Genomic DNA, 19,758 nt, shown 5'->3' with positions numbered 1-19,758 from the left:
CATAGGATTGCAGCGAAAGGGCGGCGACTCCAGCGGGATGAGTGAACAGATGAGACATCACAACGAACGCGGAGCGGCGGTGATGGCTCATCGCTCACCCTGCGGAAAGCGTCCGCCCTGTAGCGGAAATCCTAGCGGAAACCATTATGGCGCAATATCCCTACATAGCGAGTCGTGTTATCCTTTAATACCAGCTCCTGCAATTCCTTTAATGATATACTTCTGAAGGAAAATGAATAATATAATCATTGGGAAAATAATCATCGTTGATGCTGCCATCAGAAGCTCATACACAGTACCTGCTTCTGTTGAAAAGCTTGTTAATCCAACAGGTAATGTTCTCATCTCCTTTGAATTTGTGACGATCAATGGCCATAAAAATGCGTTCCAAGAACCAATTGCTTTCAACAAAATAATCGTAATTAACGCAGGTTTAGCAATTGGAATCATAATTGACCATAAAAACCTAAAGTTCGTACATCCGTCGACACGAGCAGCATAGTTTAACTCTTTTGGAATCTTTAAGAAAAACTGACGTAACAAAAAGATAGAAAATATACTAGCCGTCCATGGAATGATTAAAGCCTCATAACGATCAATCCAACCTAAATCAGAAAGTAAAACAAAATTAGGAACTAATAATACTTCTCCAGGAACCATCATCGTTCCAACTAAAAGGGCAAATAACGCATCTTTTCCCCAAAAGTTTAGACGGCTAAATGCATAGGCAGCTAAAATTGTTGTGATAACTTCGCCCAATGTACTAAGGACCATCACAATGACGGAGTTGACGAAGTATGTTGCAAAAGGTGCTTTCTCAAAAGCTGCTACAAAATTATCAAAACGAAGTGTTTCTGGTATCCAAACAGGTGGCATGATCATCACTTCATTTCCACTTTTAAGCGAAGTGGAAATCATCCAAACGAAAGGCAATAGCATTAAAATGCTACCAATACCAAGCATGACGTATATAAATGTCTTCGAAAGAGGACTGGTTTTCATGAGCTTTCTCCCTTAATAAGTGATTTTTTTCTTACTTATGTAAAACTGGATTAATGTAAAGATAAAAATAATGAGGAATAGAACATATGCAGCTGCGGATGCAACACCAAAGTCCCACTCTCCGTAAAACTTATTGAATACATAATAGACAACCGTCAATGCACTATTAGAAGGACCAGCTTGCCCATCAAACAATGCATAAATTTCATCAAATACTTTAAATGAATTGATAATGGAAATAATCGTTATAAAGAATGTCGTAGGTGCAAGTTGCGGCAACGTAACATGTATAAATCGACTCCAGCGATTTGCTCCGTCAATTCTAGCGGCGTTGTAATAGGAATCTCCAATTGTTTGTAAGCCTGCTAAAAAAATAATAATGTTATAGCCTAATCCTTTCCAAATAGACAATATGATTAACGCAGGCATTGCCCATTCTGTACTCGTTAGCCATTGAATTGGATCAATACCAAATAATCCAAGAAAATAGTTCATGATTCCATAGTTTGAGTGAAATATCCAACGCCATACGATAGATACTGCAACAACACTCGTAACAAAAGGAATAAAGTAAACCGTTCTAAAAAACTTACTCAGCACAGTAATAGAGTTCAACATTAAAGCAATCCACAACGACAAAATAATAGAAATTGGTACAACACCTAGTACAAAAATAAACGTATTTCTCAATGCTTGATGAAAGACCTCGTCATTCCACAAATAAATAAAGTTATCCAACCCATATCGATAAACGACATCATTAAAAAAGTCATAATCTGCATAAAAACTCATGAGGAATGATTTAATCATTGGGTAAATGACAAATACTCCAATAATGAGGAGTGCAGGAAATAAGTAAAGAAAGGCTTTAGCTGTATCTTTAAGTTTCATCGTAACTTTACTCCTTTATATAGATTCTTTCCCCAGTTTTTTGGAATACGCGAATTGTATCTTTATCTGCTTGTACATATACTGCCTGTCCTACTTCTACCGTTTCCCCTTTTTGGAGGAAGAGACGTTTTTTAGCTGTGTCGTTCCCAATAACGGCAAGTGTATCTTTTCCTACGCGTTCCACTAATCGCACTTCTTCTTTCAATCCACTAGTAGAAAGATAGAGATTTTCAGGACGAACTGCAATTTGAACGGATTGGTTAGGTGCTTCTATAGCCAAGTCATATCCGAACGGAGTTTTAAGTGTTCCATCCACAATCTCTGCATCAAAATAGTTCATGGACGGGGAACCGATAAAGCTTGCGACAAATCGATGATTTGGCTCATCATACAGATTGGAAGGAACATCGAACTGCATTAGTTTCCCTTGGTTCATCAATAAAACATGATCGGATATACTAAGTGCTTCTTCTTGGTCATGCGTAACAAAAACAGTCGTAATTTTAAGTGCTTGTTGAATTCTTCTGATTTCTTCTCGCATCGTTAATCGTAAGCGTGCATCTAAGTTAGATAGTGGTTCATCTAGTAATAGAATTTCAGGTTCTCTTACTAAGGCTCTTGCAATCGCAACACGTTGTTGTTGACCACCTGACAGCATACTAGGCTTTCGATCCAATAAATGATCAATTTCCACAAGTTTCGCCATTTCTATCGCTTTTTTCTTTGCTTCTGCTTTTTTCATTTTGTGCATTTTTAAAGGAAACATAATATTTTGTAAGACAGTCATATGTGGATAAAGGGCATAGTTTTGAAATACCATCCCAATGCCACGTTTTTCCGGCGTGAGTTTCGTGACGTCCTTGTCGTTAAATAAGATAGAGCCACCTGTAGGCTCGTAAAGTCCAGCAAGCATAAATAACGTAGTACTTTTCCCGCAACCACTTGGTCCCAATATAGAGACAAGTTCTCCTTTAGGAATAGTGACAGATAGTTGGTTTACAGCAGTTGTATTATTAAATTTCATAGAAATATTATGTAATGTAATAGTCATCGTAATGCTCCTCTGGTTAATTTTGTGTAGCAGTTCAGTATAGCAGTGAAAGTGCATTTGAAAATGGAGGTACTGTAAAGATTCAATTAACGTTGTGTAAATTAGAAATGCGCAAGCGCCTATGTTAGAGGAATACAGTCTAAGTCCTCGACATCGTATCGTAACGACTGTATGACCTGCATCGTGCGGGCCCAGGAGGAAAGCGCTGGAGCTGGATCGATACTGTGTAAAAAAGTATATACTTTCTTATCTTTTAAAAAACACAAGCGCTCTTTAACTGCATCTAGTTGGCTGCTTCTCCAAATAACATAAGAAATAATCAAAAATAGGACACTTCCTGTTTAAAATCAAACAAGAAGTGTCCTATTTATATTTATAAAAGACTACCAAATAACTTTCCAATTATGATTGACGGTAGCTTTTACTGTTTGTCTTTCCCGTATATAGTTTACTAGTATTTCTGTCATGTCCATTGGGATGTCTTTGATAACAGGTTTATCCTGGAACATTGTAAAATTACCTCCGCCTCCAGCACGATAATTATTCATCACCACATCATATGTACCAGCTAACTGAATAGGAGCATCTTTATAGTTTAGAGTAGTTACACGTTTTCCGACGGGATTACGTATATCCAAAACATATTCTATGCCTTCCCACATATCGTAGTTATAATGCTGGGGTTTTGGATATATATAGGCAGGGTTTACTTCTATTGAGCCTGCTTCATTCAAGCTAAAATATTGAGCACTTTGTTCTAATGCTTCTTTTATATCTTTTCCAGATAACCGAAGGACTTTTAGTGTATTAGGAAACATATAGTTGGAAATAATATCGCGCATCGTTACATTACGTTCAAAGCCGGGAGATGCATCGTTAAACAAAGATGTATTGGAGATTTCTACTCCGGCAATGTCCATTTGTACATTATTGATAAATTCGATAGCAGCATGGTCACTTGTTCTAACTAACAGTGGATCTGAGATTACCATATCGCCTTCAATTTTTCCAATCGGCTGATCTAGCCACATTTGTGTTTCTTCTTCGAAATGGGCAGTCATTTTTAAAATATATTCATCTGCTTCTATCTCATCTACTGCCAATAATTCAGATGCTTTATGCATAATTTCATTTTTTTCATTTAACGTCAGTACAATTTTACCAATCATTTGTCCATTATTAGATGGCTGAACAATTTCTACTCCATTGATATTGCCGATTAACGAGCGATGTTGGTGTCCAGTGAGCAAAACGTCAATTCCTTCTACCTCTTGGCAAATAGCATACCCTTGATTTTCTCCAGTTAACTTTTCAGTTGGTTCGCCATTCTCTATATCTCGTTCAAAACCACCATGATAGGAAACAATAAGTACATCTGGATTTTCTTGTTCTTTTATATACGCAACCCATTTCTTTGTTTCTTGAAGGGCATCCTGGAATGCTAAACCGGCAATGTTTTGTTCATTTTCCCAATTTGGTATGTAATGAGTTGTGACACCTAATATCGCTATTTTAATAGAATCTATTTCTTTTATCGTATATGGAAGGCCAAAATAAGGTTCTTTCGATTTCGCGTCTATAATATTTGCGGATAGCCAAGGAAATTTTGATTCATGCACTGCTTGGCTCAACACGTTCATACCATAGTTAAATTCATGGTTTCCAATTACTGCGGCATCATACGACAAGTAATTTAAGATGCGAACCATTGGATTCTGTTCATTTTGCAAGTACTGAACCGAATAATAAGTGAGGGGCGTTCCTTGGATCAAATCGCCATTATCGATCAGCAACAATTGATCATCTAAATGTCGCTCCTGATTTATGATAGATGCGATTTTTCCAAGACCCACATTTACGTTTTCATTATTTCCATAGTTGATGGGATAAACACTCCCGTGAATATCGCTAGTTTGGAGTATTGTTATTTTTTTCATCCAGCATTTCGCCACTTTCTATTGAATGTTTTATACATCATAACAAAATATTGATGAAAATTTGCTTGGTTTACAAAAAATTTACAGTGTAAATTGTCTTATACAAAAACTAAAAAAGAGTAGCCAGACTTTATTGGTCTGAATAGCTACTCTTGTCTATTTTATTTATTGTAATTATGTGGAAGTTAGTGAGGTGTACAGGTTTGAAGAATTAACAATGAAGAACCAATCAAAATGATCAGCAGGCTATAAATACAACTTCATGAAAGAAATAGAAGTATAAAATATAGCTTAAACGAATCAAATGCCTAGACAATAGGCGGTATAGAAATCAGTTGTTAAAATGAATGGTGGGCTGATCGATTGGTTAATTGTAATTAGCAGTTAAGCAATATAATCTTCTTTAGGAATGTCGGTAGGTGTGCCTTTGCTATAATACTTTCCTTTAGTATAAATCGCTAAAATAACAGTAAGTATTGCTGCTAAAATTGCTGCAAAAAATGCCGCGGTACTTTGCAAAAATGATCCCATATATCCTAATGCGGCTATTGTTCCTAAGCCACTCGAGATAATGAGTGATACAACTCCAACAGGATTCCATTTATATAAAAATTCGTGTCGAGCTTCATAATAACCAGGTCCAATTTTTAATAGCTTTTTCACAATCATCGCATCGGCAACTAATATAGCTGCCCAAGAGAGTAAAAAGACTCCTTGGAATGTCATTGCCGTATCCAGATGATCGACGATTCCACCTAGCATTAATAGAATTGCACTTATTCCTGAGACAACAACCCAAAATCGTCTACCTGGTGTAAATTTAAAAATGTTCTCGAAGAAATTAGCAAGCGATAAGGAACTACTGTATATATTTGTAACGTTTATTCGTAATTGCGTTAACATGGTGAATAACACGCCACCAATACCTAAAAGCAGAACGATATAAACTCCTGGATTTGGTTCACCTAAACGAACACCGAACCATATACCAAGACCACCCATTACACCAAAACAGAAAATTTGGGGAATAAACCCAATTGCTAAAGCACCAAGTTTAATGTCTTTTGGTTTAAGGAAGCGTGCGTAATCTGAAGAAAGTAAGGCTGTTAAACCCATTATTCCATGTTGCATACCAATACAAAGGAGTAAAGCATGTCCACCCATTTGGACACCCTCTGGCATATAAGTCCAAAAAGCCCCATCATAAACGGAAGGTTTGTAAAATGATATAACAATGGCAGCCACTAAGAAAATAACAAAAACCGGCAGTGACCACTTTTGTAATTTATCGAGCTGTTTGATTCCAAACCAATTTAGTGGAATAACAATTAATCCGAAGAATATGATTAGCGCCCATTCTGGTAGGATGGGGAAGAAGGTGTGAATTGCGGAAACTAAAATTAGTCCTTCAAATGCACAATACATGATGAAGTTTGTAGCATAAATGAATGAGGTTAACGATGCACCTATGTAACCGAAGCCTCCACCCCTAGATAATAAATTGACGTTCATACCGGATTTCGCGGAAAGATAAGTAATAAATGTTCCGAGTATACCAGCAACAATTATCGCGTATATGGAGGATATGATGGCATTGATGGCTCCGAATTGGAGTGCCATAACGCTACCCGTTTGAAAATAAAAAATTGCCGTTGCGATACCAAAAGTGATGTTAGTAATACTAAACCAACCGGCTTTTCTCTGATCTCGTGGCACTCTATCTAGTGAATAATCATCTTTCATATCTTCTGACACTTTGTGATCTGCGACTTGGACAGATCCCATAATATCAACTCCCTTTTATATAAAATAATGTTAAATTTACTTCCATTTTATTGTATTTGAGATTCGTTCACCAATTCATCCGTTTTCTATTATACCAGTAATAGCAAGGTTTTATCAAATCTCGTGTTTTTAAGGACATAAGAAAAATGATTTTTTTGGAAGATTAAAAAGTCATTATAAATAGACCGGTTGACACATATCTGATGTTGTTGTAGACTATGAAACATAAATTAAATATAACCTCACTTGATAAGTGGGGTAGAGGCGCGATATTTATTAGTCCTTAGTGGAGTTTGAGAAGCAATGATGCTAGGGAGAAGGAAATGTCGCCGAAGTTTGTAAATATTTCTCCGTATTACATGCTGGGTCTGCAGTGAATAATTGCAGGACTGTCCACTTTAAACGTCCCAGTTTATTGTGGTGTGCTATCTCATTTGGGTAAAGTAGAGGATTTAGGGCAACTATACAAATTGCGACCTGAGTTCATCTTAGGTCTTTTTTATAGGTTGTCCTTTTTTAATGTTCATAAACATAAACTAAAAAATAAAAGGGGAGAAATACACGTGAAGAAAAAATTTTTATTACTAACAGTGTTTGTATCAGTGTTGTTACTTTTAGTTGCATGTGGAACGGATAATACAGAAAACAGCGGTTCTACTTCTAAAGAAAGTGATACATTTACAATCGGTTTGGAAGCTGGATATCCACCATTTAACTGGACACAAATGGACGATTCTAATGGTGGAGTGAAACTTGACGGCAACGCAGAGTATGCAGGTGGATACGATGTAGAAATGGCTAAGAAAATTGCAGAAGGATTAGGTAAAGAATTAGTTATTGTTAAAACTGAATGGGATGGTCTAGTACCAGCTTTAACATCAGGTAAAATTAATGCCATTATGGCGGGTATGTCTCCAACAAAAGAACGTAAAGAAACAATTGACTTCTCTGATAATTACTATACTTCAAATTTTGTAATGGTCGTAAAAAAAGGTGGACCTTATGAGGGTGCTACTTCCATCCAAGATCTTAAAGGGGCAAAAGTGACTGGTCAGCTAAATACATCTCATTACGGAGTAATCGATCAAATTGACGGTGTAAAAAAACAAACAGCAATGGATAATTTCCCGACTATGCGAGTTGCATTAGAATCAGGTAAAATTGATGGTTATGTATCCGAACGTCCAGAAGGAATTAGTGCCTCATCTGCAAATGAAAACTTTGTAATGGTTGAATTTACAGATGGATTCAAGGCATCGGAAGAAGAAACAGCTGTTGCAGTAGGGCTTAAGAAAGATAGCGAACTAACAGAAAAAATTAATGAGATTTTAGCGAAAATTACAGAAGAAGAACGTCAAGATATTATGGATAATGCAATAAAAAATCAACCAGCTGCAGAATAATGATTAAACATATCGGCTGCAATTTTATTGCAGTCGTTTTTTACGCTTAAAAGGAGGAATATGATGAGTCTCGAGTGGATTATATCAATCGTTTCCGATAACTGGCCAATGTTCCTTCGAGGAGCAGGTATTACTTTACTGATTTCTATAATTGGTACGATCATTGGTTCAGTAATTGGATTATTGGCAGGGGTTATACGAACAATTCCTAAGCCAGAAAGAGCAACAAAAAGGATTTTCTTAAAATTAATAAATATTATTCTATCTATATATATAGAGTTTTTCCGTGGAACACCAATGATTGTACAGGCTATGGTCATTTACTACGGATCGATGTTAGCCTTTAATATCGATATGAATGCAATCATGGCAGCTGTATTTATCGTATCAATTAACACAGGTGCGTATATGGCGGAAATCGTTCGCGGTGGGGTTATATCCATTGAAAAGGGGCAATTTGAAGCTGCACAAGCAATCGGGATGAATCATATACAAACAATGCTACATGTTGTTTTACCACAAGTAATTCGTAACATATTACCAGCAACGGGTAACCAATTTATCATTAATATTAAAGATACATCGGTGCTAAACGTTATTAGTGTTTCGGAATTATTTTTCCAAACAAAATCGATTGCAGGTAACAATTTTCGCTATTTCGAATCATTTTTCGTTGCGTGTATCTTGTACTTTGTTATGACGTATACCGTTACATTAATACTACGTTATTTCGAAAGAAAACTAGATGGACCGGAGAACTACAGCATGATTGGTCAACCAGCACAAGTAACCTTAACAAATACGAAAGAAAGCTAAGACGAAGGAGGAGCAGCAATGGAAAAAGTAATTGATATACAACATTTAAGCAAATCCTTTGGAACTCGTGAAGTACTAAAAGACATTGACTTCTCTGTGAAAAAAGGAGAAGTGGTTAGTATAATCGGTTCGTCTGGATCTGGTAAATCCACGCTTCTTCGTTGTATCAATCTTTTAGAAAAGCCAAGCGGTGGTCAAATTATTTACAACGGTGAAAATATATTAGACGATAAACACGATATCCATGCTTATCGCACAAAGTTAGGGATGGTTTTTCAACAGTTTAACTTATTTAACAACCATAATGTTTTGAGCAATTGTGTCGTTGGACAAATAAAAGTGTTAAAACGCTCTAAAGAAGAGGCAGAAAAAATAGCCGTGAAATATTTAAAAGTCGTTGGGATGGATCAATATGTAAATGCAAAAGCAAACCAGCTATCTGGCGGTCAAAAGCAACGTGTGGCAATCGCTCGTGCACTTTCGATGGAACCAGACGTGATGTTATTTGATGAACCAACATCCGCCCTTGACCCTGAAATGGTAGGGGAAGTTCTAAAAGTAATGAAGGAGCTTGCTGAATCGGGTCTTACGATGTTAATCGTCACACATGAAATGGAATTCGCGAAAGAAGTTTCTGACCGTGTCGTGTTTATGGATAAAGGAGTTATTGCAGAAGAAGGAAGCCCAGAGCAAATTTTCAATACTCCTACACAGGAGCGTACAAGAGAGTTTTTAAAACGTACGCTAAAATAACAAAGGACATCCATTTATGCTGAAACGTAGATGGATGTTTTTTTATAAAGAAAATAGCATCCTATGCGCAATATTTCCTTTCGAACTTGCAACATTATGGTCCAATTACACAATGTATAATATAGCTAATTAGAAAAATCATCTCATGAAAAATGAAGGCTTTACTAAGAGAAATGAGGCTTTAAGTTATTTACTGGATTCACACATTTTATTACTACATTATATTGAGATTTAGTGCGGCTGTTCTTATAAATCTAAAGCTCAGTTCTGTTTAGATGCTAATTAGTTAGCAAGTTCCATGGATTGTAGCGGAAGGCGGCGACTCCAACGGGATGAGTGAGACAGATGAGACATCACAACGTACGCGTAGCGGCGGTGATGGCTCATCGCTCACCCCGTGGAAAGCGTCCGCCTGAAGCGGAAATCCTAGCGGACTCTTAATCGAACTTTATAATACGCATTATTTCTAAAATGTCCATAGAAAATAAGCAACCTTACCAAAAATCCTATAGTAATAGTAATATGTACAGAAATGCCTTCATTTTTCTTATGCTAATTGATAAAACATAATTGAAATTTACCTTAATCTACTTCATTATAAATAATAGACAGTCTTTTGTTATGCATTTGTGCAAAAGAAATATGCTCAACGAAGGAAGAAACTTGTGAGAGAAGAGAATATTACTCGTATAAATTTAGATGGTAAAGAATTAATATTAATCGGAACGGCACACGTCTCTAGACAAAGTGCAGAACAAGTAAAAGAAGTAATTGAAGCAGAAAGACCAGATTCAGTATGCATAGAGCTAGACGAACAACGATATCAATCTGTGATGGAAGGAAGCAAATGGAAAGACACTGACATTTTTAAAGTAATCAAAGAGAAGAAAGCAACATTACTTTTGATGAATCTAGCAATATCTTCTTTCCAAAATCGTTTAGCAAAGCAATTTGAGATAAAACCCGGACAAGAAATGATCCAGGGGATTGAATCAGCGAAAGAAACTGGAGCAGAGCTAGTGCTTGCAGACCGGAATATTCAAATAACCTTTTCTCGTATTTGGCATAATCTTGGATTTATGGGAAAAGCAAAACTGCTTAACGGAGTAATCTTTAGTATATTTAGTAAGGAAACAATTTCGGAGGAAGAACTAGAAAAAATGAAAACGCAAGATACGCTAAATGCAGTTCTTGCCGAATTTACAGAATCTTTTCCTAAGCTAAAGACTCCATTAATCGATGAACGAGATCAATATCTTGCACAGAAGATTAAAGATGCACCAGGAAAAAAGATAGTTGCTATTTTGGGTGCTGCACATGTTCCTGGTATTACGAAAGAGATTCATAAGGAACATGATTTAGATGTGCTTACAGAAATTCCTCCAAAGTCAATTGTGCCGAAGATTTTAGGGTGGGCGATACCGGCTCTACTAGTTGCTATAGTTGTGTATACCTTTATAGCAAATCCAACTGCTGGCTTTGATCAAGCGTTAAGTTGGGTTCTATGGACAGGTAGCTTCGCTGCTATTGGAGCTGCAATTGCACTTGGTCACCCGCTTGCGATTCTATCGGCATTTATCGTAGCGCCAATAACGACGTTGCATCCTTTAATAGCATCGGGCTGGGTTTCAGGGATTGTTCAAGCATATTTCCGACGTCCGAATGTTGGTGACTTTGAAACACTCTCGGAAGACGTTTTTACGATCAAAGGTTTTTGGCGAAACAAAGTGACTCGTATTTTATTGGTCGTCGTATTAACGAATCTTGTCGGTTCTATCGGGACATTTATAGGCGGCGCCGATGTAATTCGAGTATTCTTTAATAACTTATAAAAATTGTAAAAGCCAGCTATTCAAGAGAATAGCTGGCTTTTCATATTAGATTTTCTTTTTAGCGTCTGTTTCTTTGTCATCTAGCTTGAATTCTTCCGCTACATCATCCACGATATCTTTCGTAGAGTTTTTGAATTCTTTTAATGTTTGCCCTACTGCTCTACCTAATTGAGGTAGTTTAGAAGGTCCGAAAACGATTAAAGCAATTACTAAAATAATGATTAGCCCTGGTACACCGATGTTTGGCATGGGATGTTCCTCCTCGCAATAATAGGTTAGTTTTCTAAGTTTTCTTCTTCAAGTGCTTGTCTTGCTAGTTGTTTTTTATACGACCAACTAGAAACGAGAATACTAATTTCAAAAAGTAATAATAATGGAACAACGATGATAAAATCAGAGATAAAGTCTGGTGGTGTAATAGAAACTCCAATTACTACTAGTATGAAATAGGAAACCTTTCTCATCTTTCTTAATCGATCTGGTGTTATTATTCCTAGCTTAGTTAAAAATAAAATAATTACTGGCAGTTCAAAAACTATACCTACAGGAATGATTAAATTAAACATGAATGTGAAATATTGTTGCATTCCATAAGTTTCTATTGCACCAATAGAATCATTAATACTCGACATAAAGTTTAACATCAGTGGAAAAAGAATAAAATAACTAAAACTTATCCCTGCTAAAAACAAAAAGAATGAAACAGGTATAAAGTAAATTGTTCCTTTTGCTTCTTTTTCTAATAAACCTGGTTTTACAAATAGCCAAATTTGGTGCATTGCAATAGGTAAAGTAATTAATATAGCTAAGATTAAAGCACATTTAACATAAATCAATAGACCATCTGTATAGCCAAATACGTTCCACTCAACATGGGCAGCTGTAGGTTGTTGCTTAATAAAATTTAATGTTTTTGGAGCTATCCAAAATCCTAAAGCAAGAGATAGGATAAATGTTGTTGCTACAATGATAAGCCTTTTGCGTAGTTCTGTTAAATGTTCGACAAGCGTCAATTCTGGTTCTTGTGTCATTAGGTTTTACCACCCCATCTTCTCAAACAAAGTGAAGTTTGTTATATTTTATAGAAAACAACTATTAGAATCCACTTACACAAAAAAAGATTCAAAAGTGAGTAATATAGAGTTACGTCACCTTCACATTATACTCTTTCCAATGAATTTGTAAATAATAGTACCCTCTATTTACTTAATAATTGATAAAAAACTCCTAAATTGCATAAAAGCAATTTAGGAGTTTTTGATTTAGCTTTGAGCGACTTCGTCTTGGTAAACTGGTACCCAACCTTCTGTTGTAACGAAAATTCGTACCGCAACTACTTTACGGTCTTCAGCAAGCGTAAAATAATGCGTAATATTTTCAGGAACAGAAATTAGGTCTCCAGGTGTTAGATGAACTTCAAAGAAACGCCCATCTTTTCCTTGGATGATAAACACGCCATGGCCGCTTACAATATAGCGCACTTCGTCGTCTGTGTGAATATGCTTGCGTTCGAAGTTTTTCAAAAGTTCATCTAAGTTAGGATTAGAATCAGATAAAGAAATGATATCGGATGCTTGATAGCCACGACGTTCTGAAATATCATCAATTTCTACTTGAAAAGCTTGCAGAATTTCCTCTTTTTCTGCATCACTAAGATCAAATTTTTCGCGAAGATGTACCGGTAACTTTTCAATATCCCAATGTTCATAAACAACTTCTTGGTTTTCTAAAAATGCTGCAACCTCGTTTTGTGCTTCAATTGTTTCATTTGTTCCTTGAATTTTAATGATAGCCATTTCAATCTTCCTCTCTTACTTTGATTTTATTTGAATTAATGCCAATTGATACTGAAATAAAAACTCACAAGCTTCTAATAGTTTCTTTGCTTCGAAACCATCCTTCCCCCAAACGGTGATGCCATGATTTCGGATTAATACCGCTCCTTTATCTGCATGTATATGGGAACGAAATTCTTCCGCAAGTGTTGGAATATGCGCGTGATTTGGAATAATAGGAATAGAGAGCAATGCATCCTCTTCCCATAAATCAAAAGCTTTAATAAGCTCCTGCCCTTGAAAATCAATTTTTCCGTCATTACCATATATTTCAGAAATAACATTATTCGCCACGGTATGTACATGCAGACTACATCCAGCTGATGTTTTGTCGTATATGGCACAGTGCAGTAATGTTTCTGCAGAAGGCTTTAAATCGGTCTTTTCAACTGAAAGTCCACTAGTGTTTACGAGTAAGAAGTCTTCCATTGTCCGCTTCTTTTTATCTTTTCCACTAGCTGTCACTAAAAAGTGCAGTGGACTATCACTCACTTTTATCGCTAAATTTCCGCTAGTCCCCATGAACCAGTCTCGTGCAGCTAGTTCGTCTTTTATGTCCGCTAACTCTTCCCATTTGCTTTGAAGTGCTGTCATATTTCTACACCTAATTTTGCATCTATTATGTTAATGACATCATGGAAACTTTCAAACGGCTCAAACGGAATATGAAGCTCTTCGCATTTTTCAATGAGGAAATCTCTTGCAATGACGATGTCTGCTAATTTAGCAGCTTCTAAATCAGTAATAGAATCTCCAATGACAACACTTAATGTATCACTGCCTTGAAGCTTGCGAATAATGGATGGCTTACAGCAACCACAGCCTTTGTTTGTACATTGCTCATCACATTCATGCGGAAAATTAATCTGTATCGTATCCCCTGAAAAGTCGGATTCGTTACAATAAACACCGGAAAACGGTCTGAACGGCTCAAGCAACGGATTCACAAAAAAATCAATTCCACCGCTCACGATATAAAGCGGAATATTATTTTGTTTTGTATAGGAAACAAATTCAGCAAAACCATCGCGAATTTGTGCTTGCTCTAGTAAAAAAGAGGTAATTTGATCTTTCAGTGAAACAGGAAGCAGTGCGAACATATCCGTTACACCTTCACGAATCGATTGCTTTTGTCCCAGAATATTCTCTTTAATCGGCAAATATTCGGGAGGAGCAAATTGCTTCATAATAGCGATGATATTATCTTGAGTTGTAATAGTGCCATCAAAATCGCAAAAGATGACTAGTTTTTTCATTGTGCTTACCCCCATAATTCAATTGCTGATTTGAGTTCAACATGCTGTTTTGCTGCTTCTGAAAGTGGAATTCCAGCTAGGACAGCTTCCACGGCTTGTCTGAATGCCAGTCCCCCGCCAATCGCACCTGCAGGATGTCCATGAACCCCACCCCCTGCATTAATTATGCAATCGATTCCATAATCTAGCATTAATAGAGGTACTAAACTTGGGTGAATACCTGCAGATGGAACTGGGAAAGTTTGTTTTACAGTACTTACTTTTGTTAACTCTTTTCCTAGAGAAAGTGCTGCTTTTTTCTCTAGCGCAACACTTCCATAAGGAGAAGGGAATAATGAAAAATCAGCTCCCGCGTAGCGTGTTAATTTGCCCAGTAAAAGGGATGTTGCAACGCCGTAAAATGGGGAAGAAGTAAAAGCTCCGCTAAATGCGGGATGCGCCATAAAAGGTAGTTGAATGTCATCATCTTCTACAAGTTCTTGGAGTACATCGAGTCCATATGAATGGACATTTAGTAGTAAAGCATCTGCTCCAAGTTCTTTCGCTATTTTAGCCTTTTCCCGTAACTGCGATGTTCGACCAGATAAATTTACTGCATAAAGCGTACGATGTCCGGTTTCTTCATATACTTGACGCAACACCTCTTTGGCAGTTGTAATTCGCTTCTCAAAAGGGGTCAATGGATTGTCAAAAAGTATCTCATCGTCCTTTACAAGATCTACTCCACCAAGTGCCTGATGTCGAAGTTGTTCCGCTAAATAATCGATATCTCGCCCAATGACGCCTTTGAATATACTCATGATTAGTGGTCGATCGTGTACATTTAGCAATTCTCGAATATGTTCGATACCAAATCTCGGTCCAGGGAACTTAGCTAAAAGTTCCGGTGAAAATTCTAAGTCTAATAGCTTCACTTCACCATCTAGTGATAATTTACCGAAAACGGTTGTTAAAATGGCAGGCAAGTCTGCTGAAAAATTGGCACTAGGGTATTCTATTTTGATCTCTGCTTTTATTTGACCTGGTTTAGATGGATGTTGGATATGTTCAAATTCCGTAACCGAGACAACATTTCCTTTATGTTGTTTTAATTGTTGTTGCTCCAGTAAAGGTAGGTCGGTCCATGAACCGATCGTTAAACCTAAAGCAATGCCTTCTGCTTTTTTTTCGAATGATCCGGGGTTTCCGTACAACTGATAGTGGGCGATTATTCCACTCATCGAGTTCACGCTCCTTTTTAATAAAATTTGTCGAGACGGAATATAGTAAAAAAACCTCTTCAAATAAGAAGAGGTTAAATGGTTAACAACTTCTTATTTCTCAGTCTGTTGACTGCAAGAATTAGCACCGTGTTCAAATACTGAATCGGTTGCCGGGTATCATTGGGCTCGTCCCTCCACCTGCTCTAAATAAGAAAAAATATTTAATTGAAATTTCGTTTTATTGTCAAAGTAGTAATAATTATTTCATGCAATAGACCTTATGTCAATACAGTTTTTAGACTTTTTATATAATTGAAAAATGTTATTGACATTCCTTTTTGGAATGTGCTAGGATTCTAATCAAATAACATTACGTTACAAATAATAGCACTCTTATCAAGAGCAGGCAGAGGGTAATGGCCCGATGAAGCCCAGCAACCGACTGTAATACCGTTGTGAGACGGGGCGCTTTTTGCGCCGAGATGAAAATCTCTTAAGGCACGGTGCTAATTCCATCAGAAAGGAAACTTTCTGAAAGATAAGAGGCGAGAAATCTCTTATTCTACGCCTCTTTCTTTGGAAAGAGGTTTTTTATTTTGTAAAGGAAGGTAGAGAAAAATGACAATTGCTACGAAGAAACAATATGAATCTTTAACAGAAGAACAGGCAATCTTATACGCCAAAAAACTGAATCTTTTTTCGGATGACGCGCCTTTAGAGTGTAGTGAAATTGGTGATGGTAATCTGAATTATGTTTTTCGCATTCAGGATCGGAGAAGCGGGAAGGGAATCATCTTAAAACAAGCACTACCGTATGCAAAAGTAGTTGGTGAAAGTTGGCCACTCACATTAAAACGTGCGCAAATTGAAGCGAATGCACTGAAAAAACACGGAGAATTTGCAACAGCACTAGTACCAAAAGTATACGCAATAGATGAAGAATTAGCGATTACAGTAATGGAGGACTTATCTCGTTTGACAATTGTAAGAGAAGGATTGATTGGCCTTGAATCCTATCCGAAGTTAGCAACCGACATTGGCAAATATCTTGCACAAACTCTATTTCATACATCTGATTTTGCATTACATCCATTTGAGAAAAAGAAACTAGTTTCCGAGTTTTCCAACCCGGAGTTATGTAAAATAACGGAAGATCTTATTTTCACCGATCCATTTTTTGACCATGAAACAAATGATTTTGAACCTTCGTTACGAGAGACTGTAGAAGCTATTTGGAGCAATGAGCCTTTAAAACTTGAAGTAGCAAAATTGAAGAAAAGCTTTTTAACAGAAGCAGAAGCATTACTCCATGGAGATTTGCATACAGGAAGCATTTTTGCGAGTGAAACCGAAACAAAAGTGATCGATCCGGAATTTGCTTTTTACGGACCAATTGGATTTGATGTTGGGTTATTTTTAGCAAACTTAATTGTTCAAACGATAACAAGAGATGGGGAACAACGAAATATTATCCTCCGCCATGTAGAACAAACATGGGAAGTGTTTTCTGTTGAGTTTTCGGAACTTTGGAAAAACAAAGCCGTAGAATCATATAAAGATACAAAAGGATTTAAAGCGTATGTATTGGATAAGATTTTCCAAGATACACTCGGTTTTGCTGGCTGTGAGTTAATCAGGCGAACAATTGGCTTAGCGCATGTGAAAGACTTGGACGGAATAGTAGATGAGGACCAAAGAATTCTATCTAAGAAACAAGCTTTACACATTGGAGAACTTCTTCTATTGAATCGCAAAGAAATTAGTTCTATCCAAGTGGTAATCGAGTTACTTGAGGAGTTACAAAAATGAGTATTCCATTATCGATCAAATGGAACAACAACCATCTTGAAATATTAAATCAGCAAAAGCTGCCGCTTGAAGTAGAGTATACTGCGCTTGAAAAGCTCGAGGATGTGTACGATGCAATCATTACTTTAAAAGTACGAGGAGCTCCAGCAATCGGTATTACCGCTTCCTATGGGTTAGCTGCAGCGGCACAGTGTTACGAAACAAATTCTTTAGAGACATTCCATCAATTATTAAGTAAAGATGCGCAGTACTTAGCAGAATCAAGACCAACAGCCGTCAATTTAGTGTGGGCTCTGGAGCGTTTACGAGGCTCGGTACTACATGCAAACACGGTGCAAGAAGCGAAAGAAAGGTTATTAGAAGAAGCAGATAACATATACGAGGAAGATGAGACGTCCTGCCGTGCTATTGGAGAATATGCCCTAACATTACTTGAAGATTATACAAAAGTCATGACTATTTGTAATGCAGGCACCATTGCAACGGCGAAATATGGAACCGCATTAGCACCTTTCCATTTAGGTAGTGAAAAAGGAAAGGGATTCCAAGTATTTGCTTGTGAAACACGACCTGTATTTCAAGGTGCACGACTAACGGTATGGGAGCTTCAACAATCAGGAGTAGATGTCACACTAATTACAGATAGCATGGCTGCACACACGATAGGTGCAAAAGGGATTGAAGCAATTATTGTTGGGGCAGACCGAATTGCTGCAAACGGCGATACGGCTAATAAGATCGGCACACTTAACTTGGCTCTATTAGCTGCAGCCTATCAAATTCCATTTTATGTGGCGGCACCTTCTTCGACTTTTGATCTAGCCATTGAAAATGGTGAAACAATACAAATTGAAGAACGTCCACCGGAAGAAATTACGCATATCGCTGGTAGACAAATAGCTCCAGACGATACGAAGGTATATAATCCCGCTTTTGATGTGACACCGGCGCATTTAATAACGGCAATCATTACGGAAAAAGGAATCATTTATCCAGAATACAACAAAAACATTGTTGCATTACTCGGTACAAACAAAGGAGAAGAATCATGAAAACAAAATTAGCTTCGTTCATATCGGTACTATTAATAATTGGTGTTCTATTAACGGGATGTCAGCCAAAGAGCAATGCAAAAGAAGAAACGCCTACGCCTAGCTCAGAGAAAGCATCGGAAAATCCACTAGCTGGAAAGAAAATCGCACTGATTTTACAACAAAATCTTGGTACTTTTTCTGCACAATATATTGAAGGTGTAAAGGAACAAGTAGAAAAATTCGGTGGTACGATTACCGTATTTAACTCAGAAGGTGACTTAGCAAAAATGGCATCTAATTTAGATGCAGCAGTAAACCAAGGAATGGACGGAATATTAATAGACCACGGTACAAAAGAAGCGTTAAACCAAGGAGTTCAAAATGCTGTCGACAAAGGAATTCCAGTAGTAGCATTTGACGCAGGTGTGGATGTAGAAGGAATTACTGTTTTAGAGCAAGGCGATCAAAAAATGGCGGAAATGACATTGCAGAAGTTATCGGAAGATGCAAACGGTGAAGCAAATATCGTGAAAATTTGGGTAGCTGGCTTTGCACCAATGGAAAGAAGACAAGTTGCTTACGAACAGTTTTTATCTGAAAATCCAGGAATTAAAGAAATAGCTACATTCGGAGCAGCGACACAAAACACTGCTTTAGATACGCAAGCACAAATGGAAGCGATATTAAAACAATATCCAAATGAAGGGGATATTACTGCAGTTTGGGCAGCTTGGGATGAATTCGCAAAAGGTGCGGTTCGCGCGATTGAACAGGCAGGTAGAACAGATATTAAAGTGTACAGCATAGATATGAGTGATGAGGATTTACAAATGATTCAAAAGGAAAACAGTCCTTGGGTTGCTTCTGCTGCAGTTGATCCAATGGATATCGGTCGTATTCAAGTACGTTACTTATACCAAAAGATTAATGGTGAAAATCCTGAAGCAAATGTTGTACTAAATCCGGTATTTGTCGATGCCTCTAAACTTCCAGAAGAAACCGTGACGACAAATAGTTTACATGAGTTTATCGAAGGCTGGGGCGCAAGTGAACAAGGGTACACGGATGCTTTGAAAGAGTTGGAAAGTCAATAACCTCAACTATTAGCAGCTGTCCTGTAAAATGGACAGCTTCTTTTAAAGAAAGGAGCAT

18 protein-coding genes and 3 riboswitches are annotated in these 19,758 nt (G+C 37.2%); of the genes, 7 read left to right on the top strand and 11 right to left on the bottom strand.

Annotated features, from left to right (window positions below; all coding sequences use genetic code 11):
- Window positions 1-177: 177 nt before the first annotated feature.
- From BMZ04_RS18385 to BMZ04_RS18365, 5 genes are all read right to left on the bottom strand, one after another.
- On the bottom strand, window positions 178-1,002 hold the full coding sequence (locus tag BMZ04_RS18385) for a carbohydrate ABC transporter permease (protein WP_093275270.1): 825 nt from the start codon (window positions 1,000-1,002) through the stop codon (window positions 178-180).
- A 12-nt stretch (window positions 1,003-1,014) separates the two neighbouring features.
- The gene (locus BMZ04_RS18380) at window positions 1,015-1,893 is read right to left on the bottom strand and encodes a carbohydrate ABC transporter permease (protein ID WP_093275266.1); all 879 of its coding nucleotides are present in this window, start codon (window positions 1,891-1,893) and stop codon (window positions 1,015-1,017) included.
- 7 nt (window positions 1,894-1,900) lie between these two features.
- Complete coding sequence (locus BMZ04_RS18375) at window positions 1,901-2,944, bottom strand: ABC transporter ATP-binding protein (protein WP_093275261.1); 1,044 nt, start codon at window positions 2,942-2,944, stop codon at window positions 1,901-1,903.
- A gap of 383 nt (window positions 2,945-3,327) precedes the next feature.
- Window positions 3,328-4,881: a bifunctional metallophosphatase/5'-nucleotidase gene (locus BMZ04_RS18370; RefSeq protein ID WP_093275256.1), complete on the bottom strand. Its 1,554-nt coding sequence runs from the start codon at window positions 4,879-4,881 to the stop codon at window positions 3,328-3,330.
- A gap of 384 nt (window positions 4,882-5,265) precedes the next feature.
- Window positions 5,266-6,666, bottom strand: a complete 1,401-nt coding sequence (locus tag BMZ04_RS18365; RefSeq protein ID WP_093275251.1) for a purine-cytosine permease family protein — start codon at window positions 6,664-6,666, stop codon at window positions 5,266-5,268.
- 251 nt (window positions 6,667-6,917) lie between these two features.
- A riboswitch (Lysine riboswitch) is annotated at window positions 6,918-7,102 on the top strand.
- 127 nt (window positions 7,103-7,229) lie between these two features.
- Between BMZ04_RS18365 and BMZ04_RS18360 the strand changes: the two genes are divergently transcribed.
- From BMZ04_RS18360 to BMZ04_RS18345, 4 genes are all read left to right on the top strand, one after another.
- The gene (locus tag BMZ04_RS18360; RefSeq protein ID WP_093275247.1) at window positions 7,230-8,069 is read left to right on the top strand and encodes a transporter substrate-binding domain-containing protein; all 840 of its coding nucleotides are present in this window, start codon (window positions 7,230-7,232) and stop codon (window positions 8,067-8,069) included.
- Window positions 8,070-8,132: 63 nt separating this feature from the next.
- Window positions 8,133-8,885, top strand: coding sequence for an amino acid ABC transporter permease (locus tag BMZ04_RS18355; RefSeq protein WP_093275242.1), 753 nt, complete (start codon window positions 8,133-8,135; stop codon window positions 8,883-8,885).
- A gap of 18 nt (window positions 8,886-8,903) precedes the next feature.
- Window positions 8,904-9,638, top strand: coding sequence for an amino acid ABC transporter ATP-binding protein (locus BMZ04_RS18350; RefSeq protein ID WP_093275237.1), 735 nt, complete (start codon window positions 8,904-8,906; stop codon window positions 9,636-9,638).
- 665 nt (window positions 9,639-10,303) lie between these two features.
- Window positions 10,304-11,470 (top strand): TraB/GumN family protein, encoded by a 1,167-nt coding sequence (locus BMZ04_RS18345; protein ID WP_093275231.1) that lies wholly within the window; start codon window positions 10,304-10,306, stop codon window positions 11,468-11,470.
- A gap of 45 nt (window positions 11,471-11,515) precedes the next feature.
- Here BMZ04_RS18345 and tatA read toward each other — a convergent pair whose 3' ends face one another.
- The 6 genes from tatA to BMZ04_RS18315 form a co-directional block, all read right to left on the bottom strand.
- Window positions 11,516-11,719 carry a twin-arginine translocase TatA/TatE family subunit gene (tatA, locus tag BMZ04_RS18340; protein ID WP_093275228.1) on the bottom strand — a complete coding sequence of 68 codons (204 nt, stop codon included), beginning with the start codon at window positions 11,717-11,719 and terminating at the stop codon, window positions 11,516-11,518.
- A gap of 26 nt (window positions 11,720-11,745) precedes the next feature.
- Window positions 11,746-12,501 carry a twin-arginine translocase subunit TatC gene (gene tatC / locus BMZ04_RS18335; RefSeq protein ID WP_093275224.1) on the bottom strand — a complete coding sequence of 252 codons (756 nt, stop codon included), beginning with the start codon at window positions 12,499-12,501 and terminating at the stop codon, window positions 11,746-11,748.
- Window positions 12,502-12,732: 231 nt separating this feature from the next.
- The gene (locus BMZ04_RS18330; RefSeq protein WP_093275219.1) at window positions 12,733-13,266 is read right to left on the bottom strand and encodes a 1,2-dihydroxy-3-keto-5-methylthiopentene dioxygenase; all 534 of its coding nucleotides are present in this window, start codon (window positions 13,264-13,266) and stop codon (window positions 12,733-12,735) included.
- 15 nt (window positions 13,267-13,281) lie between these two features.
- Window positions 13,282-13,899 carry a methylthioribulose 1-phosphate dehydratase gene (locus BMZ04_RS18325; protein WP_093275214.1) on the bottom strand — a complete coding sequence of 206 codons (618 nt, stop codon included), beginning with the start codon at window positions 13,897-13,899 and terminating at the stop codon, window positions 13,282-13,284.
- Window positions 13,896-14,561 carry a 2-hydroxy-3-keto-5-methylthiopentenyl-1-phosphate phosphatase gene (locus BMZ04_RS18320; RefSeq protein ID WP_093275211.1) on the bottom strand — a complete coding sequence of 222 codons (666 nt, stop codon included), beginning with the start codon at window positions 14,559-14,561 and terminating at the stop codon, window positions 13,896-13,898. Before BMZ04_RS18320 ends, BMZ04_RS18325 begins: the two co-directional genes overlap by 4 nt.
- A gap of 5 nt (window positions 14,562-14,566) precedes the next feature.
- Window positions 14,567-15,781 (bottom strand): 2,3-diketo-5-methylthiopentyl-1-phosphate enolase, encoded by a 1,215-nt coding sequence (locus tag BMZ04_RS18315; protein ID WP_093275208.1) that lies wholly within the window; start codon window positions 15,779-15,781, stop codon window positions 14,567-14,569.
- Window positions 15,782-15,871: 90 nt separating this feature from the next.
- A riboswitch (SAM riboswitch) is annotated at window positions 15,872-15,977 on the bottom strand.
- A gap of 176 nt (window positions 15,978-16,153) precedes the next feature.
- Window positions 16,154-16,308: riboswitch (SAM riboswitch) on the top strand.
- A gap of 73 nt (window positions 16,309-16,381) precedes the next feature.
- Here BMZ04_RS18315 and mtnK point away from each other — a divergent pair.
- Genes mtnK through BMZ04_RS18300 form a run of 3 tightly spaced genes read left to right on the top strand, consistent with a single transcriptional unit; the run spans window position 16,382 to window position 19,700 of the window.
- Window positions 16,382-17,572, top strand: coding sequence for an S-methyl-5-thioribose kinase (mtnK, locus tag BMZ04_RS18310; RefSeq protein WP_093275205.1), 1,191 nt, complete (start codon window positions 16,382-16,384; stop codon window positions 17,570-17,572).
- Window positions 17,569-18,624 (top strand): S-methyl-5-thioribose-1-phosphate isomerase, encoded by a 1,056-nt coding sequence (gene mtnA, locus BMZ04_RS18305; protein WP_093275201.1) that lies wholly within the window; start codon window positions 17,569-17,571, stop codon window positions 18,622-18,624. Before mtnK ends, mtnA begins: the two co-directional genes overlap by 4 nt.
- Entirely contained in the window at window positions 18,621-19,700 is a 1,080-nt protein-coding gene (locus tag BMZ04_RS18300) for a sugar ABC transporter substrate-binding protein (RefSeq protein ID WP_093275199.1), read from the top strand. Before mtnA ends, BMZ04_RS18300 begins: the two co-directional genes overlap by 4 nt.
- Window positions 19,701-19,758 lie beyond the last annotated feature (58 nt).

The sequence above is a fragment of the Psychrobacillus sp. OK032 genome (assembly GCF_900111345.1).
Classification (GTDB): Bacteria; Bacillota; Bacilli; order Bacillales_A; family Planococcaceae; genus Psychrobacillus.
Note: the sequence above shows the minus strand (reverse complement) of the source record. Positions and strands in the feature narration are given on the sequence as shown.